This window comes from Sinorhizobium meliloti (assembly GCF_017876815.1).
Lineage (GTDB): Bacteria > Pseudomonadota > Alphaproteobacteria > Rhizobiales > Rhizobiaceae > Sinorhizobium > Sinorhizobium meliloti.
In genome coordinates this window covers 2,806,265-2,823,875 of the sequence record NZ_JAGIOS010000001.1, presented here as the reverse complement: position 1 = coordinate 2,823,875, position 17,611 = coordinate 2,806,265, and the positions used below count along the sequence as shown (strand labels likewise).

Here is a 17,611-nt window from a genome sequence, read left to right as displayed (position 1 = left end):
ACTCATCGCAGGACGAAAAAGGGAGAGGCTCCGGGAAGAACGGTTCGCACGCAATGGACGCCCGCCTCCTCGTCGACGCCCACGGGAATGGCCAGCACAGGTCCAAGACCGGCTTCGACCACCCGGTCTAGCAATGTACCGGGGTCCGGAATCGTCGCGTACGTCGCCTCTCCGGGCTTCGACGCCGCATCGGCGAGGACGAGCTCGCGGGCCTTAGCCACCGCGGCATCGGTGCTCCTGCGGTAATGTTCCCTCGTTTGGTCATCACGGGCGCCGGAGATCGCCCCTGCCCTGGCCGAGAGCGCCTCCAGCATTGCGCTTGCCGCCGCCATTTCGATGCTTGGCCCGGCGGCGTAGCCTTCCGTCGGCAGCGCAAGGATTGGCTCCCCGTGCCCGGCCTCGACCGTCTGACACCAGACGACGGGAACAGCCGCCGGCGACGGAGCGAGCCACAGTGCAAACGATATTCCGCGAGCGCCCGCGAGCGATCGGATATGATCCACCCCGTCACCGAGGCCGCAGGGCGCAATGCGCCACCGGTCGAAGAAGCCGTGCGTTCCGAATGCGCGTGCGATCGCGTCCCGTTCAAGGCATTCCCATAATCCGTGCAGGAAAGCGCCATGGCGGCTCGTATGGCAGGCAAGCCCGGTGGTCGTCCGCAGAAAGGCGCCGTCATGGGCCGGCTGCGGTTCGCTGTAGCGCGTATGCACAAGTTCCAGCGGCACCGGGTACGCTGAGCCGCCGACGACATCGATACCTTCGATCCAGGCAATTGTCCTTTGCCGCCATTTCCCGCGCCATTCGGGAACCACGAGGTTTTCGAAAAGGCCATCGGTGACTTCGAGTTGGTCGGCCGTCGCCAGAAAGGTCCGCTCCGCCGGAATGGCCTCGGCGAAATAACGCTCGAGCGATTCCATCAGCGCGCCGACTGCCGCCTCGGCCCTCGACAGACCGCGTCCGAGAGATGTGACCTCTGAAAGCGCGGCGGGTCGCACGGCCTGCATCACCGGCAGGCCGAGCCGATCGAGGCCCGTCAGGTCGCCCAGCCGCGTAATGCGGGCGCGGCGGCAGAGTGGCGCCAGGGCGGCGAGACAGCGCTCCAGACTCCCCTCGATCGGGCGATCCGAAAAGGGCGCCTTCCGCGCGGAAACGATCGAGGCATGGAGATCAGCGAGGGCCGCGCGTGCGCCGTCGTTCGATTTCGCACCGTTTCGTTCAGCGCCCGATAACAATGCCGAGCTCCCGCATCGAATGCCTCGCTCTCCTGGTGAGCGCCGTCGCCCCCTGGCTTTCCGCGATTTCAACGGCGCAGCGCAGATCTGCAGCGACGGCATCCTTACGCTCGCCTGCCCGCGCCCGCAGAATTGCGCGGCACCGGTGCAACTCCGCCAGCCAATAGGCGTGGCCGGTTTCCTCCCCCCTGCCGATCGCTTCGTTGACGACCTCGATCGCCGGTTCGATCTTGCCGGCCAGACCCAGCAAGGTAGCGTGCATGCAGAGATAGATCGGCAGATCCGCCACCGCCCCAAGTTCGCGCAGAAGCGACAGACCGTTCTGAAATCTCGCATGGCCACTCGCAAGGCCCGTGCGGTGCGCCTCGGCCCACCCGCTGAAGAGAAGCGACTGACCGGACAGGGACTGCATCTTGTGCCTCTTGGCGAAATCCGCCATTCGCGCCGAAACCTCGGTGAGCCTTTCGAAATCGTCCCGGTAAAAGGCAGACACCGCCTCGGTATCCAGGGAGTGTGCCTTGCTGTGCGCATGCGCGATCCGGTCCGTGAAAGCGATCATTCTCGATAGCGCCGCGTCCGAGGCCTTCGTGCGCCCCGTGAGCCATAGGGAGAGCGCGAGTTGGCCGAGGCCACAGACCTTCGCATCATGCCCGCCGAACTCCGTTCGGCTCTCTTTGGCGCGCTTCTCGTCATAGAGCGCCAGGCCGGCCTTGATCGCATCCTGCGTTTCCCGGTGACGGCCGAGATTGAAATCGATCGCCCAGATGCAATGATTGACCTGAAGCTGAATTTCCGGCTCGTTGGCCTTCGACAGCATCGACCGCACCTCCAGGGCACGGTCGTGCATGACACGGAAGTCCTGTCCTGTGAGCCACCAACCCCAATATATCGGAAACCATTGGGACTGCTCGGACATCGGTCGTCGCCGGGCGATCTCCACCGCGTCCTCATAAAGCCTTCGCGCGGGTTCGGAACTCAGGCCGACCGTTCCTATCAAAATCGGACCGAGGGCCGTCAACGCCAAAAGCTTCAGAGCTTCGGCGGTGTCGCTCTCGCTCATTTGGCCGCAGAGATCCAGGGCATGCTCCAGAAATTGCCTCGCCTCTATCATTGCGGACCGGCTCGAACTCTCCTTTCCCGCGGCGATGAACAAGGGGACAGCCTCTTCGACAAGCCCCGCCCTTTCCGCATGCTCGGCAAGCGCGCCGGTATCGATCCAGGCCGCCATGCCACGATTTTGGTTGACTGCTGTGAAGAGCCGCCGATGCAGCACCTGCCGCTGCTTGCGCAGCACGGCGTTGTAGATCGTCTCCTGGATCAGCGTATGCCGGAAGCCATAGGCGGTCCGCCCCGGCACCCTTATCCGCGTCAGGAATCCCGTCTCGCAGAGAGTATCGGCTGCGTTCGCAAGCGCGCTCTTGCCGAAATCCGGCAAAAGAGCCCGGAGCAGCGGCAGCGTCACCTGCGTGCCCGCGACTGCCGCCGCGCGCGCGACCTCCCTGGCCGTACCCAACTGCTGCAGGCGGGATTCCAATATCGACTCGAACGCCGACACATGCGACGGGTTGGCGCTCTCCGACAGGCGCATCGTGTCGGGCTCGACATTTTGCGACACCCATTGACAGATCTCCTCGATGAAGAGCGGAACGCCGCCGGATATCCGTTCGGTCGCGTCGAAGAGATCGGGAAGCAACGCCAGGCGGTGCTCCGGCCATTTTGCCTTTATCGCCAGCCTGGTTTCATCCGAATCGAGCGGCCGCAACGCAAGCCGCGTCGGATTGGCGGCGTCGAGCCATTCCGAAGCATAGGAAGGGCGCGACGTGGTAACGAGCAAGACGGGAAATTTTGCAATGATCCTCGCAGCTTCGCCAAGCAGGTCACGGGATGTCGGATCGATCCAGTGGACGTCCTCGACAGCCACCACCGCCGGCCCGCGTCGGCACACGGCTTCCAATGCACGGAGCAGGGCGCGATGAGCCTTCTCGCGGATCGCCTTCGGATCTTCGTTCGACTGCAGACGGCTACCCTGCGCCCCAAGCAGGTAGGAGAAGACATCGACGACCGCCGGGTCCCTGATGCCGTTGCGTTCGAACAGCGCCGCCACGGCGGCGGCCGTCGGACCCATCTGCCCTGCGCTCCCCGACACCGCCTCCGGGAGATTGTTCAAGAGAGGATGAAGGGTCGAGCGGAAACCGCCGGGCAGGCATTGGAAGAAGAGAAGCTTGGAACGCTTCGCGCGCGTCCGTCTGCGAATTTCCCTGAGAAGACGCGATTTGCCGATGCCGGCGTCCCCTTGGATCAGGACCACGGAGCCTTGTCCCGCAAGGACGCCATCCCAGAGTTGCCCGATGGTATTCAGTTCGTTCTCACGGTTGATCAGCGGCCCGCCCATCCGTCCGAAGGCATAGAAGCGGTCCACCCCCACTTTATGGCCGAGCGCCCGCCACACTTTCTCAGGCGCTGCAAAGCCCTTGAGCTCCTTGCTGCCCTGAAACACGAAGGCATAGGATCTGCCTGCAAGATGGCGTGTCTCCTCGGAGACCAGAACGCTGTTCGGCGCCGTGATGGCCTGCAGCCGGGCAGCCATGGCAAGGGCCGCGCCTGTGACCGGTTCGCGAGTCCAGCCTTCGCGGGATCCTTCGAGAACGAGGGCAACGGACGTCGCGATGCCCACGCGGACCTGCAGATCGTCCTGCCCTGCCTCGCGGCCGACGCGCTTGCACGCCTCGACGATCCCGAGCCCCGCGCGGATTGCGAGCGAGGCGGCGTCCTTCGCCTCGAGTTCGATCGGGAAGAGCGCAACACCGCCGTCGCCGGCCTCGTGCTGCATCACACCGGAATGCGATGCGATGGCTTGCTTCGAGGCAAGCTGAAAGGCGGACATCAGCTCCTGGTAATCCTCGATATCCATCACGTGCATCAGATCGGTCGACCCGACCAGATCATAGCAAAGCGCCGTGACGATACGCCGCTCGCCGCCACGCACGGAAGAACCACCCGGGCGCTTCCCGCGCTCGGCCGCTCGCCGTGGTGTGTTTGTCCGGCTCTCGCGCAGCATGCACCACTCCCGCATTCGCCAGCCAGGTCCGCTCAGACGCGCGGCGCTGCTTCAGGGCGACCTGTCTGTCTCGCATTTTCCGACGTGATCCCGACCTGACGTGCGAAATATCACCCCTGACTGCACGCGGTGTCGGGACCGACTCGGGGAAGGCTGATGGCCCGTTAGATCAATGTCAATCGGCGGGCAGTTGCAAAACGCGCAACCGGGCAACCTTTCCCCTTCGACGAGCGTTAGGACGCGCCTTCTTGTGTTGCAAAGACAATGCCGTAATCGCAGGCGGCACTGGATTGCCGCACGGTTTGAGCGCAACCTTGAAAAGAAAGACGGCGCAGGCACCCGGCGCCTGGAGGATGATTTTTCGTCAGATCTGCATCAGGAGACGATCGATGGCACGCACTCCCGCGAAATACTGCGATCTCGTCATGAAGGGCGGCATCACCAGCGGTATCGTCTACCCGAACGCCGCTCTGGCGCTTGCGCGGGACTACCGGTTCAAGAATATCGGCGGCACGTCGGCCGGAGCGATCGCAGCTGCGGCTTGTGCGGCGGCTGCAGTCGGAGACCGGCGGAAGCAGATGAAGGCGGCGATCGCTCAACCGGAGGAGCGCGTCGGTTTCGAAGGCCTTGCAAAGGCATCGGCGAATCTCGCCTCGCCCGGGTTCATCAAGGACCTCCTCCAGCCTGCGGCCGGCGCAGGCCAGGCATTCCGCTTGCTCGTCACACTCGCCGGCAACACCGGCGTTCTTCGCAAAGGCGTTGCGCTTCTTGGAAGCGTCGTTCGCATCGCCCCCGTCGAAACGCTGCTGCTGCTCGCGGCACTCGCGGGTCTTGCTTATGCTGTCGGGGGGCAAACAGGCATGATAGCCGCAGCTTTACCGGCTGCGATCTGCGCCTATCTGGGAGGGGTGGTGTTCGCGGTACTGCGCATCGCTCGTGTCCTGCGCCGCAATCTGATGGGCCTCTGTACCGGCACGGCACCGGATCAGCCCGCCCGCCGGCCAAGGATGGTCTTGACCGATTGGCTTCACGAAACCCTGCAGGCACTGTCCGGCAAGGCTTCGGGCCAGCCCCTCACCTTCGGCGATCTTTGGACGGCGGAGCGCTACCCCGGCGAACCGGGCTCCGACCGCGCCGTTACCCTGAAGATGATCACGACTGGCATATCGCACCAGGAGCCGCGCAGCCTGCCGTTCGAAAGCGCGCTTTTCTGGTTCCGGCGCAAGGAATTCGAAGCGCTTTTTCCGAAGGTCGTCGTCGACTGGATGGTAGAGAAGGCCGGGGAGCCGGTCACCGTGGCGGGTGAGGATTACTATCTGCTCCCGCATGGCGCCGACATGCCGGTCCTCGTCGCAACACGGATGAGCCTCAGCTTCCCCCTCCTGATCAGCGCGGTGCCGCTGCATGAGCCGGCCCGCCGCGAAAGCCTGCCGGGATCCGACGGAGAAAACGAAGCCGAAGATACGACTTCGGACGAGGACGAACAGAAGACCGTATTGGACAGCACGGAAGCGTTGACCACCGGCGGCAAGAAGCGCAGGGCGAGGCCCGCCGCGTTCCGGATCTGCTGGTTCTCCGACGGCGGCATCAGCAGCAACTTCCCGATCCACCTCTTTGACCGAGCGCTGCCGCGATGGCCCACCTTCGCCATCAATCTCGTTTATCCGGAGACCTCCGATACCGGCTCGCGGCCGGAGGTCTTTCTGCCGGAGAACAACCGGCAGGGATGGCAGCGGCACTATCAGCCGATTGCGCGCAAGTCGGCAGTCCACGAACTCTGCGCCTTCGTCTTCGCGATTGTCGCGACCATGCAGAATTGGCGCGATCTCCTCCAGTCACGCGCGCCCGGGCATCGCGAACGCATCGTCCACGTCTCGTTGAGTCCGCAGGAAGGCGGCCTGAACCTCGCCATGTCGAAGGAGGTCCTCGCGGCCGTCTCGAAAAAAGGCACGGCCGCCGGCGAGGCATTCGCCCGGTTCTCCTTCGAGAACCATTACTGGATCCGGTGGCGCAATCTCGCCTCGGCGCTCCAGCGCTACACCATCGACATTGCCGCGAGCGACGCCTACCGGCCGAAAATCCCCGATTACGAGCCCGCCTATGCGCTCGCCCACGACGCCACGTCGAAGCCGCCCTCTTACCGCTTCGCAAGCAAGGCGGAGCGCGAAGAGGCGGCGCGGCTTCTCGAAAAGCTGATCGGTGAGGGAGAGAAATGGAGCGGTGAAGGCCCCGACCTGACGAAGACCGCCCCGCGGCCGCTGCCGCAATTGCAGATAGCACCGACTTATTGAAAGAGTGAACGACCGCGCGACAGCCCCTCATCCGCCTGCCGGCACCTTCTCCCCGCAAGCGGGGCGAAGGAGACTGGCGGTGCACGCTCGAGTTCATCGGGACTGAGTGCATGCCGCTTGTCCCTTCTCCCCGCTTTGCGGGGAGAAGGTGCCGGCAGGCGGATGAGGGGCCAAATCCCCAATTTGGGTGAGGGGCAACGGCTGGAGGCATGACGGAAGGCCGAAGCTTCACCGCACGATCGTCAACCGCTCCGCGGCGCGTGTGATCGCCGTGTAGAGCCAGCGTTCGCGCGTATCGCGGAAAGCCCAGCTCTCGTCGAAAAGCACGACGTTGTTCCATTGCGAGCCCTGGGCTTTGTGCACGGTCAGCGCGTAGCCGTAATCGAACTCGTCGTAACGCTTGCGCGTGGACCAGGGGATTTCGCCCTCGACGTCCTCGAAAGCCGCCTTCAGGAGCTTGATCTTGGCGGCGCCGCGATCCATGTCGTCGTCTTCCGGGCGGATCATCAGGTTGATCCCTGGCTTGACCGTCTCCTTGGACGAGCTCATCACCTGCCAGAGCGAGCCGTTGAGCAGGCCTTTGGCCGGATCGTTGCGAAGGCATACGAGCTTGTCGCCGGACTGCGGATACTCGCTGGTAAAGCCTTTCAGTTCGCGAAGCCGCTGGTTGTAGCGCCGCCGCGTCCTGTTGGTCCCGACCAGCACCTGGTCGGCTTCCAGCACCAGAGGCTGTGTCACCTGCCCCTTGGAGATGACCTGGGCGGTGCCGTAGTCGCCGTGCATGATCTCCTTGCCCTCGCGCACCTGCATGGCGAGCTGGATGATAGGGTTGTCCCTCGCCTGGCGATGGATATCCGTCAGGAGAAAATCCGGTTCGTGATTGGTGAAGTAGCCGCCGCCGGAAACCGGCGGCAATTGTCCGGGATCGCCGAGAACGAGGATCGGCGTGCCGAAGCTCATCAGATCCTTGCCGAGCGCCTCGTCCACCATCGAGCATTCGTCGACGATGATCAGCGCCGCTTTCGCGACCGGGCTCTGGCGGTTGATCGCGAACATCGGCGCGATCGACGTCTTGCCGGTCTCCTCGTCCTCCACTTCCTCCTCGCCGCGCGGGCGGTAGATCAGCGAGTGGATGGTCTTGGCGTTCGTGGCTCCTTTGGAGCGCAGCACCTGCGCGGCCTTGCCGGTGAAGGCGGCGAACACCACCTCGCCATCCACATTTTCTGCGAAATGGCGGGCGAGCGTGGTCTTGCCGGTGCCGGCATAGCCGAACAGCCGGAAGAGCTGAGAACGGCCTCCCTTCAACCATTGCGAAACGGCCTTCAGGGCCTCATCCTGTTGCGGAGCGAACTGCATGACCTTGAGTGTCAGGATTCGGCCGCCCGGCGCAAGTGCGGATTTGGCCGGCCAGCCGACGAAGCTCGTGAGGCGCGCTGCTAGGCGGCGGCCACACGTGCGCAATCACCGACTTTGCGCCCAACTTCCGGCAAAACGGGCTGTGGCACAGTTTTTTGCACTGCACCTTGAATTGGGGCGGCCGATCCTGCTACCAACGGTGCGCTGCATACAGTGTGCAGGAAGCCGCGCCGCCCGCCGGAGAATGACCTTGAAGCCGGAACAGCCCTCAACCCCGATGCTGCCCAAGAACGGCGGACTGGGACGTCTGTCCGCCGTTTGGCAGTGGTGCCTGCTGGCCTTGCTTTCCGCCGTCTTCGCCGGCGTCCTCGAAATGATCGGAATTCCTGCGGGCCTGCTGATGGGGCCGATGATCGCCGGTGCGCTCGTCGGCATGAATGGCGGAACGATCCGGCTGCCGCGACAGCTCTTCTTTTGCGTTCAGGTCGTGCTGGCGATGATGATCGCCGCTTCGATGACCCCCGATCTTCTCGTGACCTTTTCCGGCAATTGGCTCCTCTTTCTTGCCATCATTCTGTCGGTGATCGGCGTCAGCACGCTCTGCGGCTGGACGATCACCCGGATGGGCATCCTGCCGGGCACGACCGCGATCTGGGGCTCGTCGGCAGGCGCTGCCTCGACGATGCTGCTGATGGCCGATGCCTATGGCGCGGACGCCCGGCTCGTCGCCTTCATGCAATATCTGCGCGTCGTCTTCGTTGCCAGCACTGCGACCATCGTGTCCCATCTCTGGGTGAGCGGCGTCGAAGCCGAAACGGCAACTCACTGGTTTGCCCCGATTGCCGGTCTGCCATTCTTCATGACGCTCGCCGTCGGAATCGCGAGCGGCATCCTTGGCAAGATATTGCGTGTACCGGCCGGCGCCTTCCTCGTGCCCTTTGCAATCGGTTCGGCCCTCAACATTACCGGAACGCTTACGATCGAACTGCCGCAATGGCTGCTGGCGCTCTCTTTCGCGATGCTCGGCTGGAATATCGGCCTCGGCTTCACGCGGGCAATTCTGGCGCACGCTCGCCGCGCCCTGATGCCGACGATCGTCTCCATCGTCGTGCTGATATCCTTTTCCGGTCTTCTTGCGCTGTTGCTCATCAAGGTCGCGGGCATCGATCCGCTGACCGCCTATCTCGCGACCAGCCCCGGCGGACTCGATTCGATCGCGGTCATCGCCGCCTCCAGCAATGTCGATCTTCCTTTCGTGATGGCCTTGCAGACGGCCCGTCTGCTCATAATCACGCTGATCGGCCCCGCCCTCGCCCGCTTCGTCGCCGACCGGGCGTGAATGAATTCAAGCGGCGGCTCTTACGTCGAACTCGAAATGGATATTTTCGTAGGGAAATTCGACCCCCTTGTCGGAACGCTCGATAACGCCGGAATTGATGAGAGTGGTTACGTCGCGATGAACGGCCTGCACATCGCGGCCGACACGACGCGCGAGTTCCCTGATCGACAATGCGCCCTGTCCGGCCAATGTCTTGACGAGAGCGAGACGGGACGGGGCGAGGATGCGGTGCATATCCTCATAACTGGCGAAATTGAGAGTGGAATTGGCCTCGGGGTCTTTTCCCTCCGAGGCGAGCTTGGCGGCAACTGCGATCCTGTTGCGGATATCGTCCATGCCGCCCAACCGAACAATGAGTGTATTCATAGGGCCATCCTTTCAATGTCCTGCTGGAAAGCGATCAGGAGGTCATCCAGCGATGAAAAGGTAATTGGCTCCTCGTGCTCTCCGACGTGGCGATGGTCGCCTTTGCCTCGCTCATTGTCGTAACGGAGAACACATTCGCCTTTCACCACGAGGGCGAGCCGATACTTGTACAGGTGAGCGCTGCCCGGAACCGGCGCGGGAACCTGCCAAATGACGATTTCAAAGAACGCCTCTTCGCTTAGGACCGATCGTTCCTTGGATAGCAGGACCGCGCTCATGTTATCATGACTAACAACGGAATTTTGTGTTGTCAATGGAAACAACACTCCTTTGTCGAAGGGACCAGCCGCGCGGAAAACCCGGCCAGCGCCATCGATCTACCTGCGTCACCGCGTCCGCGTGGTCCGAAGGCGGCAAGCTCCTGCTTGTCCGTATCGTCACTCGCGCCGGGAATAAATCCATAGCCCTCCGTGTCTTATCCTCGAACCCGCCCGTGCGCGGTTCTGCGTTGAAGACATCTTGAGGAGGAAACCCATGAGAACGCTTGCGTTGACCATCGCCATTTCCCTTGGCACGGCCGCCGCCGCCTTCGCCGCTCCGCCGGTGAAAACGGTCGAATCAGAGAAAGGCCCTGTGCTCGCCGCCGAGAACGGAATGACGCTCTACACCTACAAGGACGACCAGAAAGGCGTCTCCGCCTGCTATGATGCCTGCGCCAAGAATTGGCCGCCCTTCATGGTGGAAGGCGATGCAGCGGCCGAGGGTGCCTATTCGATCGTTGAGCGAAAGGACGGCACCAAGCAATGGGCGAAGGACGGAATGCCGCTTTATTTCTGGGTAAAGGACGAGAAGATGGGTGACGTTACCGGCGACGGCGTGAAGGGCGAATGGGATGTCGCACGGCCCTGACGGTCCGGAAACAGGGGCGCGGGCCGATCCCGCCGCCCCTGATGCTTTCGAGGAAGAGGTCCTGGAATTGATGCCGGCGCTCAGGCGCTATTCGCGCAGCCTCGCCCACTCCGATCCCGACGGCGAAGATCTGTTGCAGGACTGCGTCGAGAAAGTGCTCGCAAGACGTGAACAATGGCGGGGCGTGAACCTGCGCGCCTGGGCCTTCACCATCATGACCAATCTTTTTCGCAACGGCCACCGCCGCCGTGCCCAGCATCCCGAAGTGGAGTTCGACGAGGCGCTCGGCCTTCGTGCGGAGGAGGACAATGCGGATCCCCTGGAGCGGCAACGCCTGATGCGCGGGCTCGAGCGGCTCTCGGCCGACAACCGAGCCGTCTTGATGCTCGTCGTCATAGAGGGTTATCGCTACCAGGACGTGGCCGACATGATGGAAATCCCGATCGGGACGGTGATGTCCCGCCTCTCCCGGGCCCGCCGCCAGCTTGCCGAAGCGATGAAGGACGATAACGTGATCGCCCTGCGGAGACCGAAATGACCGACGAATTCGAAACCGTCTCCGAAGACGAACTGCACGCCTATGTGGATGGCCAATTGAGCCCACCGGAGCGCGAACGCATCGCATCCTGGTTGGAAAGGCACCCGGCAAGGGCCGAAGAGGTGCGCCAGTGGCAGGCCCAGGCGGCGGCACTGAAACAGAATTTCGCCTCCTATGCCCGCAGCGGCGAGAACGATCGCGCTCTGGTAAGGGCCCGCCGTTCGGCAGGAAGCACCGGTCTCGCATCACCCGCGCCCACGCTGCGGCGCCTCGCCGCCGGATTTCTGATCTTCGCCGCAGGCGCGCTCGCCGGCGCCTACGCACGCGATCTCATCGTCCCGCAATCGCAATTGGCCGCCGCGGCCTCCGAGGCTCTCCCCCGGCAGGCGCAGTCGGCTTTCCTGATCTATGCCAGCGAAGTGCGCCACCCCGTGGAGGTCGGCGCCGGCGAGCGGGATCATCTCGCCACATGGCTCGGCAAGCGTCTCGACTACGCGCTGAAAATCCCCGATCTTTCGTCGCTCGGCTTCTCGCTCGTCGGAGGACGGCTCATCCCGGTCAATGGCAAGGCAGGCGCGATGCTGATGTATGAAGACGGGACCGGGGGGCGGCTGACGGTGCTTCTCGGCCGCAACACCGAGAACCGCGAAACGAGCTTCCGGATCGCCAGCCAGGGAAATGTCGAGACGTTCTACTGGATCGACGGTGAAATCGGCTATGCCGTCACCGGCGAAGTACCGCGCGAGCTGCTGCAGAAGGTTGCCGACGAATGTTATCGCCAGTTCGAGGGATCAGAGAGCTCTTGATGGAACGGCGGGTGATGCTTCAACGCAGAGGATCGTTCGCGAGCGCAATCGGCGTTCCGTGCGGCGTCGCTTCCGCTGCGCGCTGCCAGCTGCCGACCAGCGCTTCCAGTTCGGGACCGGAAGCGATGGAGAGTTCCGTCACCAGGCGGCTCAGCGCCGCAACCCAGCAATCGTAATAGTCGGTCCCGTCCGCCCTGCGGCCGGGCTTGTAGAGCTCGGCCGAAAGCGCTTCCGCCCATTCGCTCCATGAAAATACGCCCTGCTCATGAAGCCGCACGGTCATGGCGAAGGCTACCGCCTGCCAGGGCTCGGCAAAGACGGGGTCGCCCTCGCGCGATTTCGGCAGTTCCGCCGAAGCCAGAAGCGGGGAACGGGGAAGAGCAGGCGTCGATCTAAGCGTGTTCAAGATAGCTCTCCCAGGCATCGATGGAGACGGTAAGCGTCGGGTCCGCGCCCTCACCCCAGATCTCGCCGGCATCGAAGACCACCATGTAGAGCCATTGCGGGTTCTCGCCCTTGCCGTGGGCGTTGTCGTCCGGGAAGACGAAGCTGCCCTGCACGGCCTCCACCATGCTTGTCCGGGCGCGGGCGTAGCGCGGCAGGCGCGTGTGGCTCTCCGGATTGAAGTTCTTCGTACGCACACTGTCGCCGGCGGCAAAGCGCGGCGGCGCTTCGACCGGCCGGTCGCATGGCCCGCCCTTGGCGAGCACGCCGGCCACCATGTCCGCTGTGAGCACCCGTTTCGGCTCCCGCCCCTTGTCGAGCATATGGCCGGCATCGAGCTCGGCCTGCGTCACGAAGCCATGGCGCTTGAGAAGCGTTTCCAGGGCTCGAGTCCAGATTTCATAATAGCTCGCGGAGAGATAGGTCGCCGGGGCCAGGCTTTCGCGCGCGTGCCGGCTTTCGTCCAGCGTCCAGGCACCGAAAGCGCCACAGGAAAGCGTGATGCCGAGCGCCCGCTTCTCCCACTCTGCATGGAAAATGGGCTCATTGCGTTCCGGAGCGATCGGGCCCATGCCATGCTGGCCGCCGAGATCATGCGGACCGTTCATCGCACATCCTCCGGCGAAAGGGCGAGCCCGGTGCCGATCATGGAATCGCGCGTCACGAGCTCCGCCAGCGCGTCCTCGCCGAAGCCGTCGGTCCCTTCCGGCCGCTCGGGCACGACGAGGTAGCGGAGCTCGGCCGTCGAATCCCAGACGCGGACCTTCTTTTCAGCCGACAGCTCGAGCCCGAATTCGGCAAGCACGCCGCGGGGATCGATGACGGCGCGCGAACGATAGGGCGGCGCCTTGTACCAGACCGGCGGCAGCCCCAGCACTGCCCAGGGATAGCAGGAGCACAGCGTACAGACGATGAGGTTGTGCGTCTCGGACGTGTTGAACACCGCACGCATGTGCTCGCCCTGGCGCCCGGTAAAGCCGAGGCTGGCGATCGCCGCGGTCGCGTCGCGTTTCAGCCAATCGGCAAAACCCGGATCGCTCCAGGCCTTGGCGACGACGCGTGCGCCGTTTCGCGGTCCCACCTTCGTCTCGTACGCGTCGACGATCGCGTCGATCGCCGCAGGATCGATCAAACCCTTTTCCGTCAGCACCGTCTCCAACGCCTTTACCCGGGCTTCCATGTCGGTCAGGTGGTTGTCGTGGTGATGGCCGTGATCGTCGCCATGCCCATGATGATGTTCGGACATTCCTGGCTCCTCTACAGAAGGCTGCTGATCTTAATGCATTGACCCTAAAACGTCCCCTGTCGGCCGACTACCTGAGCATCGGCCAAAGGCTGACGACGAGCAAGACGGCCATGGTGATGTTGAACCATTTGAGTCGCGCAGGTTCCGAGAGCCATTGCCTGAGGGCCGAGCCGAAACCCGCCCAGGTCGAGACGCTCGGCACGTTGACGAGCGCGAAGACGAGGCCGACGACGAGCACGCTCATGAGATAGCTGTCGCTGCTCGTATAGGTGGCCATGGCCGAAACCGCCATTACCCAGGCCTTCGGATTGACCCATTGGAAAGCAGCCGCCTGCAGGAAGGTCATCGGCACCGCATTCGCCCTCCCTTCGCCGAGCGAGCGAGACGTGCCGATCTTCCAGGCGATCCAGACGAGATATGCGCCGCCGGCGAACTTCAGGGCCGTATAGAGGAGCGGCACGGAATGAAGCAGTGCGCCGAGACCGAGCCCCACGGCAATGAGAAGAACGAAGAAGCCGATGCCGATCCCCAGCATATGCGGAATCGTGCGCACGAAACCGAAGTTCACGCCCGAGGCGAACAGCATCATGTTGTTCGGTCCGGGCGTGATCGATGTCGTGAAGGCAAACAGGAACAGCGCCAGAAGCGTATCCAGTTGCATGAGTTCCTCCAAAGCCGCGGGTCTGCCGAGGACGCCGCTGCAAACCTGGGATTCGCATCGAGCAATCTCCCCGGGCGGCGCCCCTACAGCGCCGCGCGTCTGTAGCACTTTGATCTGCTGCATGTTTCCTTTGATTGGTTACGATCAAAGGAAACATGCAGCAGTGGGTCAAGCTAGCTGACCCAAATGCAACCGCCACCCAAATCTTGTCACGGTGACAAACCGAAAGCTGGGGATGCTGCGCAGGCTTGACCCCTAACGTTTTCCATGGGATAGCCACGCCATGTGTGAACATGACACCCACATTGTCGCCCGGTTCGCCGGCATCCCAACAGGCGGGATGCAGGGGCTTCGCACACGCTGACAACAGCGCCGCGCGTTCTATTGCATGCGCAAGCACGCGTAACCCCGCAGCCTCGCCCAAGCGGACGGGGCTTTCTTCTACTGCATGTTTCCTTTGATCGCATTCGATTAAAGGACAAAAACATGCGGCAGATCAAAGTGCTACAGCGACCTTTGCACGTCTGATAAGACGCGCGGCGCTGTAGTTCAGGCGCCCGTCCATCGGCATCATGGAGATGGAAAATGGCACAGAACGTTTACGACAGACCCGAATTCTTCACCGGCTACAGTCAACTCGGGCGATCCCTGCATGGACTCGCCGGCGCTGCCGAATGGCCCGCAATCCGCGCAATGCTGCCCGATCTCAGGGACTTGCGCGTCCTGGATCTCGGCTGCGGCTTCGGCTGGTTCGCCCGCTGGGCGCGGGAGAACGGCGCGGCTCAAGTCCTTGGCCTCGACCTCTCCGAGAAAATGATCGCACGCGCGCGGCAAGAGACGGAGGATCCTTCGGTCGAGTATCGAATCGCCGACCTCGAGCATCTGGTTCTGCCCGAAGCGAGCTTCGGCTTCGCCTACAGCTCGCTCGCCTTCCATTACATCGAAGACTTCGACCGGTTGGTGCGAACGATCCATAGGAGTCTCCTGCCCGGATCGCATTTCGTCTTCACCATCGAACACCCGGTCTACATGGCCCCGACGAACCCTGGCTGGTCCACGGACGCCGAGGGCCGCCGCATCTGGCCGCTCGACCGCTACTCGGTCGAAGGAAAGCGAGTCACCGACTGGCTCGCCAAGGGCGTCGTCAAGTATCACCGTACGCTCGGCACGACATTGAACACCCTGATTGCAGCCGGTTTCGCGATCCGCCGCGTTCAGGAGTGGAGCCCGACCGCCGATGAGATCGCCCGCAATCCGGACCTTGCGGAAGAGGTCGACCGGCCGATGATGCTGCTCGTTGCCGCACAAAGGTAGGAGTCGGCCGCGCGGGATGCGCGAGTAGTGTTTGCGATCGCTTCGCGCCGCCCTATTGGATAGGGCAAGCGCCGAATTCAAGAAACATGCCGTAAGGTCCGGCTACTTTCGCTTCTGCGCCTTGCCCTTCTTGGCGGGAGCGGCAACTGGATTTGCCGCCTCCTCGGCCTCTTTCTCCAGCCGCATCTGTTTGAGGCGAGCCGTCTTCTTCACACGCGCTGCAGCCTCCTGCTCGATAATGGCGCGTGACGCAATTGTGGCCTGATCCGCGCGATCCGCAGGGTTCTTCTTCTCGGCCTTGAAAATGCGGTTGCCGACGTCCTTCATGCGAGATCCTCCATCAAATTTCAGCCAATAAAAAAGGCCGGGACAGGCCCGACCTTCCTCATCATCTCAACCCGCCGCGCCAGTACATCCGTGGTCACGGGCGGGGAGACAATAATGTCATGAAGTGCCGTGTTAGGGCACAAACGCGCGATCCGTTCAGAGAGCGCGAAGGTTGTCCGCCGAGGTCTTGCCCGAGCGCCGATCCTGCGTCAGCTCGAAGCTTACCTTCTGCCCGTCTTTCAGCGTGGACAGGCCGGCGCGTTCAACCGCCGAAATATGGACGAACACGTCAGCGGCGCCGTCATCTGGCTGGATGAAACCGAAGCCCTTGGTGCTGTTGAACCACTTTACCGTTCCAGAAGCCACGTCGATGTCCTTTCAATAGCCATGGAAAACCGCCACCGCATAAAAACGGTGTATCAAAACCGATGTTGTCAGGATTTTCGTGACGATGCGCCTTGGCGCAGAAACAAATATCGTCGATCAATATCGATACCGAGCTATGTAGGTCATCATTGTGTTTCTTACAAGGCACAATTTTATTTTCTTTCGGGAGAAGACTATCGGCGCGACCGCAGGCGGCCCGGCCAAGGCAGCAATGCTGCAATTAGCTTGTGGACTTTCCCCCAACGGGCCTTAAATCTCCGCACTGGACCAACTCTCAGGACAATCCCCCATGCACGATCCGATCCCGACCATCGCTTTTCCGGACGGCCGCAAGGTTCCCGCGCTCGGCCAGGGGACATGGCGGATGGGTGAAAACCGCGCGAAGACCGCCGACGAAGTCCGCAGCCTGCAAACCGGGCTCGATCTCGGCATGACGCTGATCGACACTGCAGAGATGTACGGCGACGGCGCTGCCGAACGTATCGTGGGAGAAGCGATCAAGGGTCGGCGCGACGAGGCATTCGTCGTCAGCAAGGTGCTGCCCTCCAACGCCAGCCGGGCGGGTACGGTTGCCGCCTGCGAACGCAGCCTGCGCAATCTCGGCATCGACTGCGTCGATCTTTACCTTCTGCACTGGCGGGGCGGCTATCCGCTCGCCGAGACCGTCGCCGCTTTCGAAGAGCTGAAGAAGGCCGGCAAGATCCGTGCCTGGGGCGTCTCCAATTTCGACGTCGACGACATGGAGGAACTGTCGGCCGTTCCTGACGGCGGCAACGTCGCGGCCAATCAGGTGCTCTATAATCTCGCCCGCCGCGGCATCGAATTCGACCTGCTGCCCCGGTGCCGCGCTCAAGGCGTGCCGGTCATGGCCTATTCACCGCTCGACGAGGGCCGCCTTCTGCATGACGCCGATCTGATTCACATCGCCAAGGCGCATCAGGCGACGCCCGCCCAGGTGGCACTCGCCTTTTTGAAGACGTGTTCCGGCGTCATCTCGATCCCGAAGACCGGTTCGCCCGAACGCGCCCGCGAAAACCGCGACGCGATGGATATCCACCTGACGACGGAAAATCTCGCCGAACTCGACCGCCACTTCCCGCCGCCGAGGAGGAAGACGCGGCTGGAGGTGATTTGAGGAGCGATCATGGCGAGCGTTGCCCCGATTGCCCCTCATCCGCCTGCCGGCACCTTCTCCCCGCAAGCGGGGCGAAGGGACAAGCCTCGAACTCTCGCTCCAAAGTCCCCTCTCCCCGCGCGCGGGGAGAGGGCTAGTCCTCGGGTTAAACCCGAGGAGAGGGGCAGTCACAGGTACAGAACGTCTCTATTGCGGTTGAGGG

General features: G+C 63.0%; 18 protein-coding genes. 7 read left to right on the top strand and 11 right to left on the bottom strand.

The window, feature by feature from the left end:
* Positions 1-2: 2 nt before the first annotated feature.
* Positions 3-1,232 (bottom strand): YcaO-like family protein, encoded by a 1,230-nt coding sequence (locus JOH52_RS13490; RefSeq protein WP_010969697.1) that lies wholly within the window; start codon positions 1,230-1,232, stop codon positions 3-5.
* Positions 1,216-4,290, bottom strand: coding sequence for an ATP-binding protein (locus JOH52_RS13485; RefSeq protein WP_014526933.1), 3,075 nt, complete (start codon positions 4,288-4,290; stop codon positions 1,216-1,218). Before JOH52_RS13485 ends, JOH52_RS13490 begins: the two co-directional genes overlap by 17 nt.
* Positions 4,291-4,679: 389 nt before the next feature.
* On the opposite strand from JOH52_RS13485, the gene suhR reads away from it, so the two are divergent.
* Positions 4,680-6,581, top strand: coding sequence for an RpoH suppressor SuhR (gene suhR, locus JOH52_RS13480; RefSeq protein WP_010969699.1), 1,902 nt, complete (start codon positions 4,680-4,682; stop codon positions 6,579-6,581).
* Between the two features lie 228 nt (positions 6,582-6,809).
* Here the strand turns inward: suhR and JOH52_RS13475 are convergent, their stop codons facing one another.
* A complete protein-coding gene (locus JOH52_RS13475) occupies positions 6,810-7,937 on the bottom strand; it encodes an ATP-dependent DNA helicase (protein ID WP_014529331.1) in 1,128 nt (375 codons plus the stop codon).
* Between the two features lie 250 nt (positions 7,938-8,187).
* Here JOH52_RS13475 and JOH52_RS13470 point away from each other — a divergent pair, with 250 nt between their 5' ends.
* Complete coding sequence (locus tag JOH52_RS13470) at positions 8,188-9,276, top strand: AbrB family transcriptional regulator (RefSeq protein WP_107010512.1); 1,089 nt, start codon at positions 8,188-8,190, stop codon at positions 9,274-9,276.
* Positions 9,277-9,282: 6 nt separating this feature from the next.
* Here JOH52_RS13470 and JOH52_RS13465 read toward each other — a convergent pair whose 3' ends face one another.
* Both JOH52_RS13465 and JOH52_RS13460 read right to left on the bottom strand, forming a co-directional pair.
* Positions 9,283-9,642: an HVO_A0114 family putative DNA-binding protein gene (locus JOH52_RS13465; RefSeq protein WP_003533838.1), complete on the bottom strand. Its 360-nt coding sequence runs from the start codon at positions 9,640-9,642 to the stop codon at positions 9,283-9,285.
* Positions 9,639-9,956, bottom strand: a complete 318-nt coding sequence (locus tag JOH52_RS13460) for a toxin-antitoxin system TumE family protein (protein ID WP_014529329.1) — start codon at positions 9,954-9,956, stop codon at positions 9,639-9,641. Before JOH52_RS13460 ends, JOH52_RS13465 begins: the two co-directional genes overlap by 4 nt.
* A 220-nt stretch (positions 9,957-10,176) precedes the next feature.
* Here JOH52_RS13460 and JOH52_RS13455 point away from each other — a divergent pair, with 220 nt between their 5' ends.
* The 3 genes from JOH52_RS13455 to JOH52_RS13445 are packed head-to-tail and all read left to right on the top strand — an operon-like array spanning position 10,177 to position 11,895.
* Entirely contained in the window at positions 10,177-10,551 is a 375-nt protein-coding gene (locus tag JOH52_RS13455; RefSeq protein ID WP_003533842.1) for a COG4315 family predicted lipoprotein, read from the top strand.
* Positions 10,535-11,089, top strand: coding sequence for an RNA polymerase sigma factor (locus JOH52_RS13450; RefSeq protein ID WP_003533844.1), 555 nt, complete (start codon positions 10,535-10,537; stop codon positions 11,087-11,089). The genes JOH52_RS13455 and JOH52_RS13450 overlap by 17 nt, the downstream gene beginning before the upstream one ends.
* Positions 11,086-11,895 carry an anti-sigma factor family protein gene (locus JOH52_RS13445; protein ID WP_013844632.1) on the top strand — a complete coding sequence of 270 codons (810 nt, stop codon included), beginning with the start codon at positions 11,086-11,088 and terminating at the stop codon, positions 11,893-11,895. The genes JOH52_RS13450 and JOH52_RS13445 overlap by 4 nt, the downstream gene beginning before the upstream one ends.
* Before the next feature lie 19 nt (positions 11,896-11,914).
* Here the strand turns inward: JOH52_RS13445 and JOH52_RS13440 are convergent, their stop codons facing one another.
* From JOH52_RS13440 to JOH52_RS13425, 4 genes are all read right to left on the bottom strand, one after another.
* Entirely contained in the window at positions 11,915-12,301 is a 387-nt protein-coding gene (locus JOH52_RS13440; protein ID WP_003533848.1) for a nitrile hydratase accessory protein, read from the bottom strand.
* Positions 12,288-12,947 (bottom strand): nitrile hydratase subunit beta, encoded by a 660-nt coding sequence (gene nthB / locus JOH52_RS13435; protein ID WP_017266387.1) that lies wholly within the window; start codon positions 12,945-12,947, stop codon positions 12,288-12,290. The genes JOH52_RS13440 and nthB overlap by 14 nt, the downstream gene beginning before the upstream one ends.
* The gene (gene nthA / locus JOH52_RS13430) at positions 12,944-13,585 is read right to left on the bottom strand and encodes a nitrile hydratase subunit alpha (RefSeq protein ID WP_003533852.1); all 642 of its coding nucleotides are present in this window, start codon (positions 13,583-13,585) and stop codon (positions 12,944-12,946) included. The genes nthB and nthA overlap by 4 nt, the downstream gene beginning before the upstream one ends.
* Before the next feature lie 67 nt (positions 13,586-13,652).
* Positions 13,653-14,246, bottom strand: coding sequence for a LysE family translocator (locus tag JOH52_RS13425; protein ID WP_003533855.1), 594 nt, complete (start codon positions 14,244-14,246; stop codon positions 13,653-13,655).
* 585 nt (positions 14,247-14,831) lie between these two features.
* Here JOH52_RS13425 and JOH52_RS13420 point away from each other — a divergent pair.
* Positions 14,832-15,560: a class I SAM-dependent methyltransferase gene (locus JOH52_RS13420; RefSeq protein WP_010969706.1), complete on the top strand. Its 729-nt coding sequence runs from the start codon at positions 14,832-14,834 to the stop codon at positions 15,558-15,560.
* 102 nt (positions 15,561-15,662) lie between these two features.
* On the opposite strand, the gene JOH52_RS13415 is transcribed toward JOH52_RS13420, so the two are convergent.
* Together JOH52_RS13415 and JOH52_RS13410 are read right to left on the bottom strand one after the other, a co-directional pair.
* Positions 15,663-15,887: a hypothetical protein gene (locus JOH52_RS13415; protein WP_003533858.1), complete on the bottom strand. Its 225-nt coding sequence runs from the start codon at positions 15,885-15,887 to the stop codon at positions 15,663-15,665.
* Positions 15,888-16,043: 156 nt separating this feature from the next.
* Positions 16,044-16,253: a cold-shock protein gene (locus JOH52_RS13410; protein ID WP_003533862.1), complete on the bottom strand. Its 210-nt coding sequence runs from the start codon at positions 16,251-16,253 to the stop codon at positions 16,044-16,046.
* A gap of 310 nt (positions 16,254-16,563) precedes the next feature.
* Between JOH52_RS13410 and JOH52_RS13405 the strand changes: the two genes are divergently transcribed.
* Positions 16,564-17,409 carry an aldo/keto reductase gene (locus JOH52_RS13405; RefSeq protein ID WP_010969707.1) on the top strand — a complete coding sequence of 282 codons (846 nt, stop codon included), beginning with the start codon at positions 16,564-16,566 and terminating at the stop codon, positions 17,407-17,409.
* Positions 17,410-17,611: the final 202 nt, after the last annotated feature.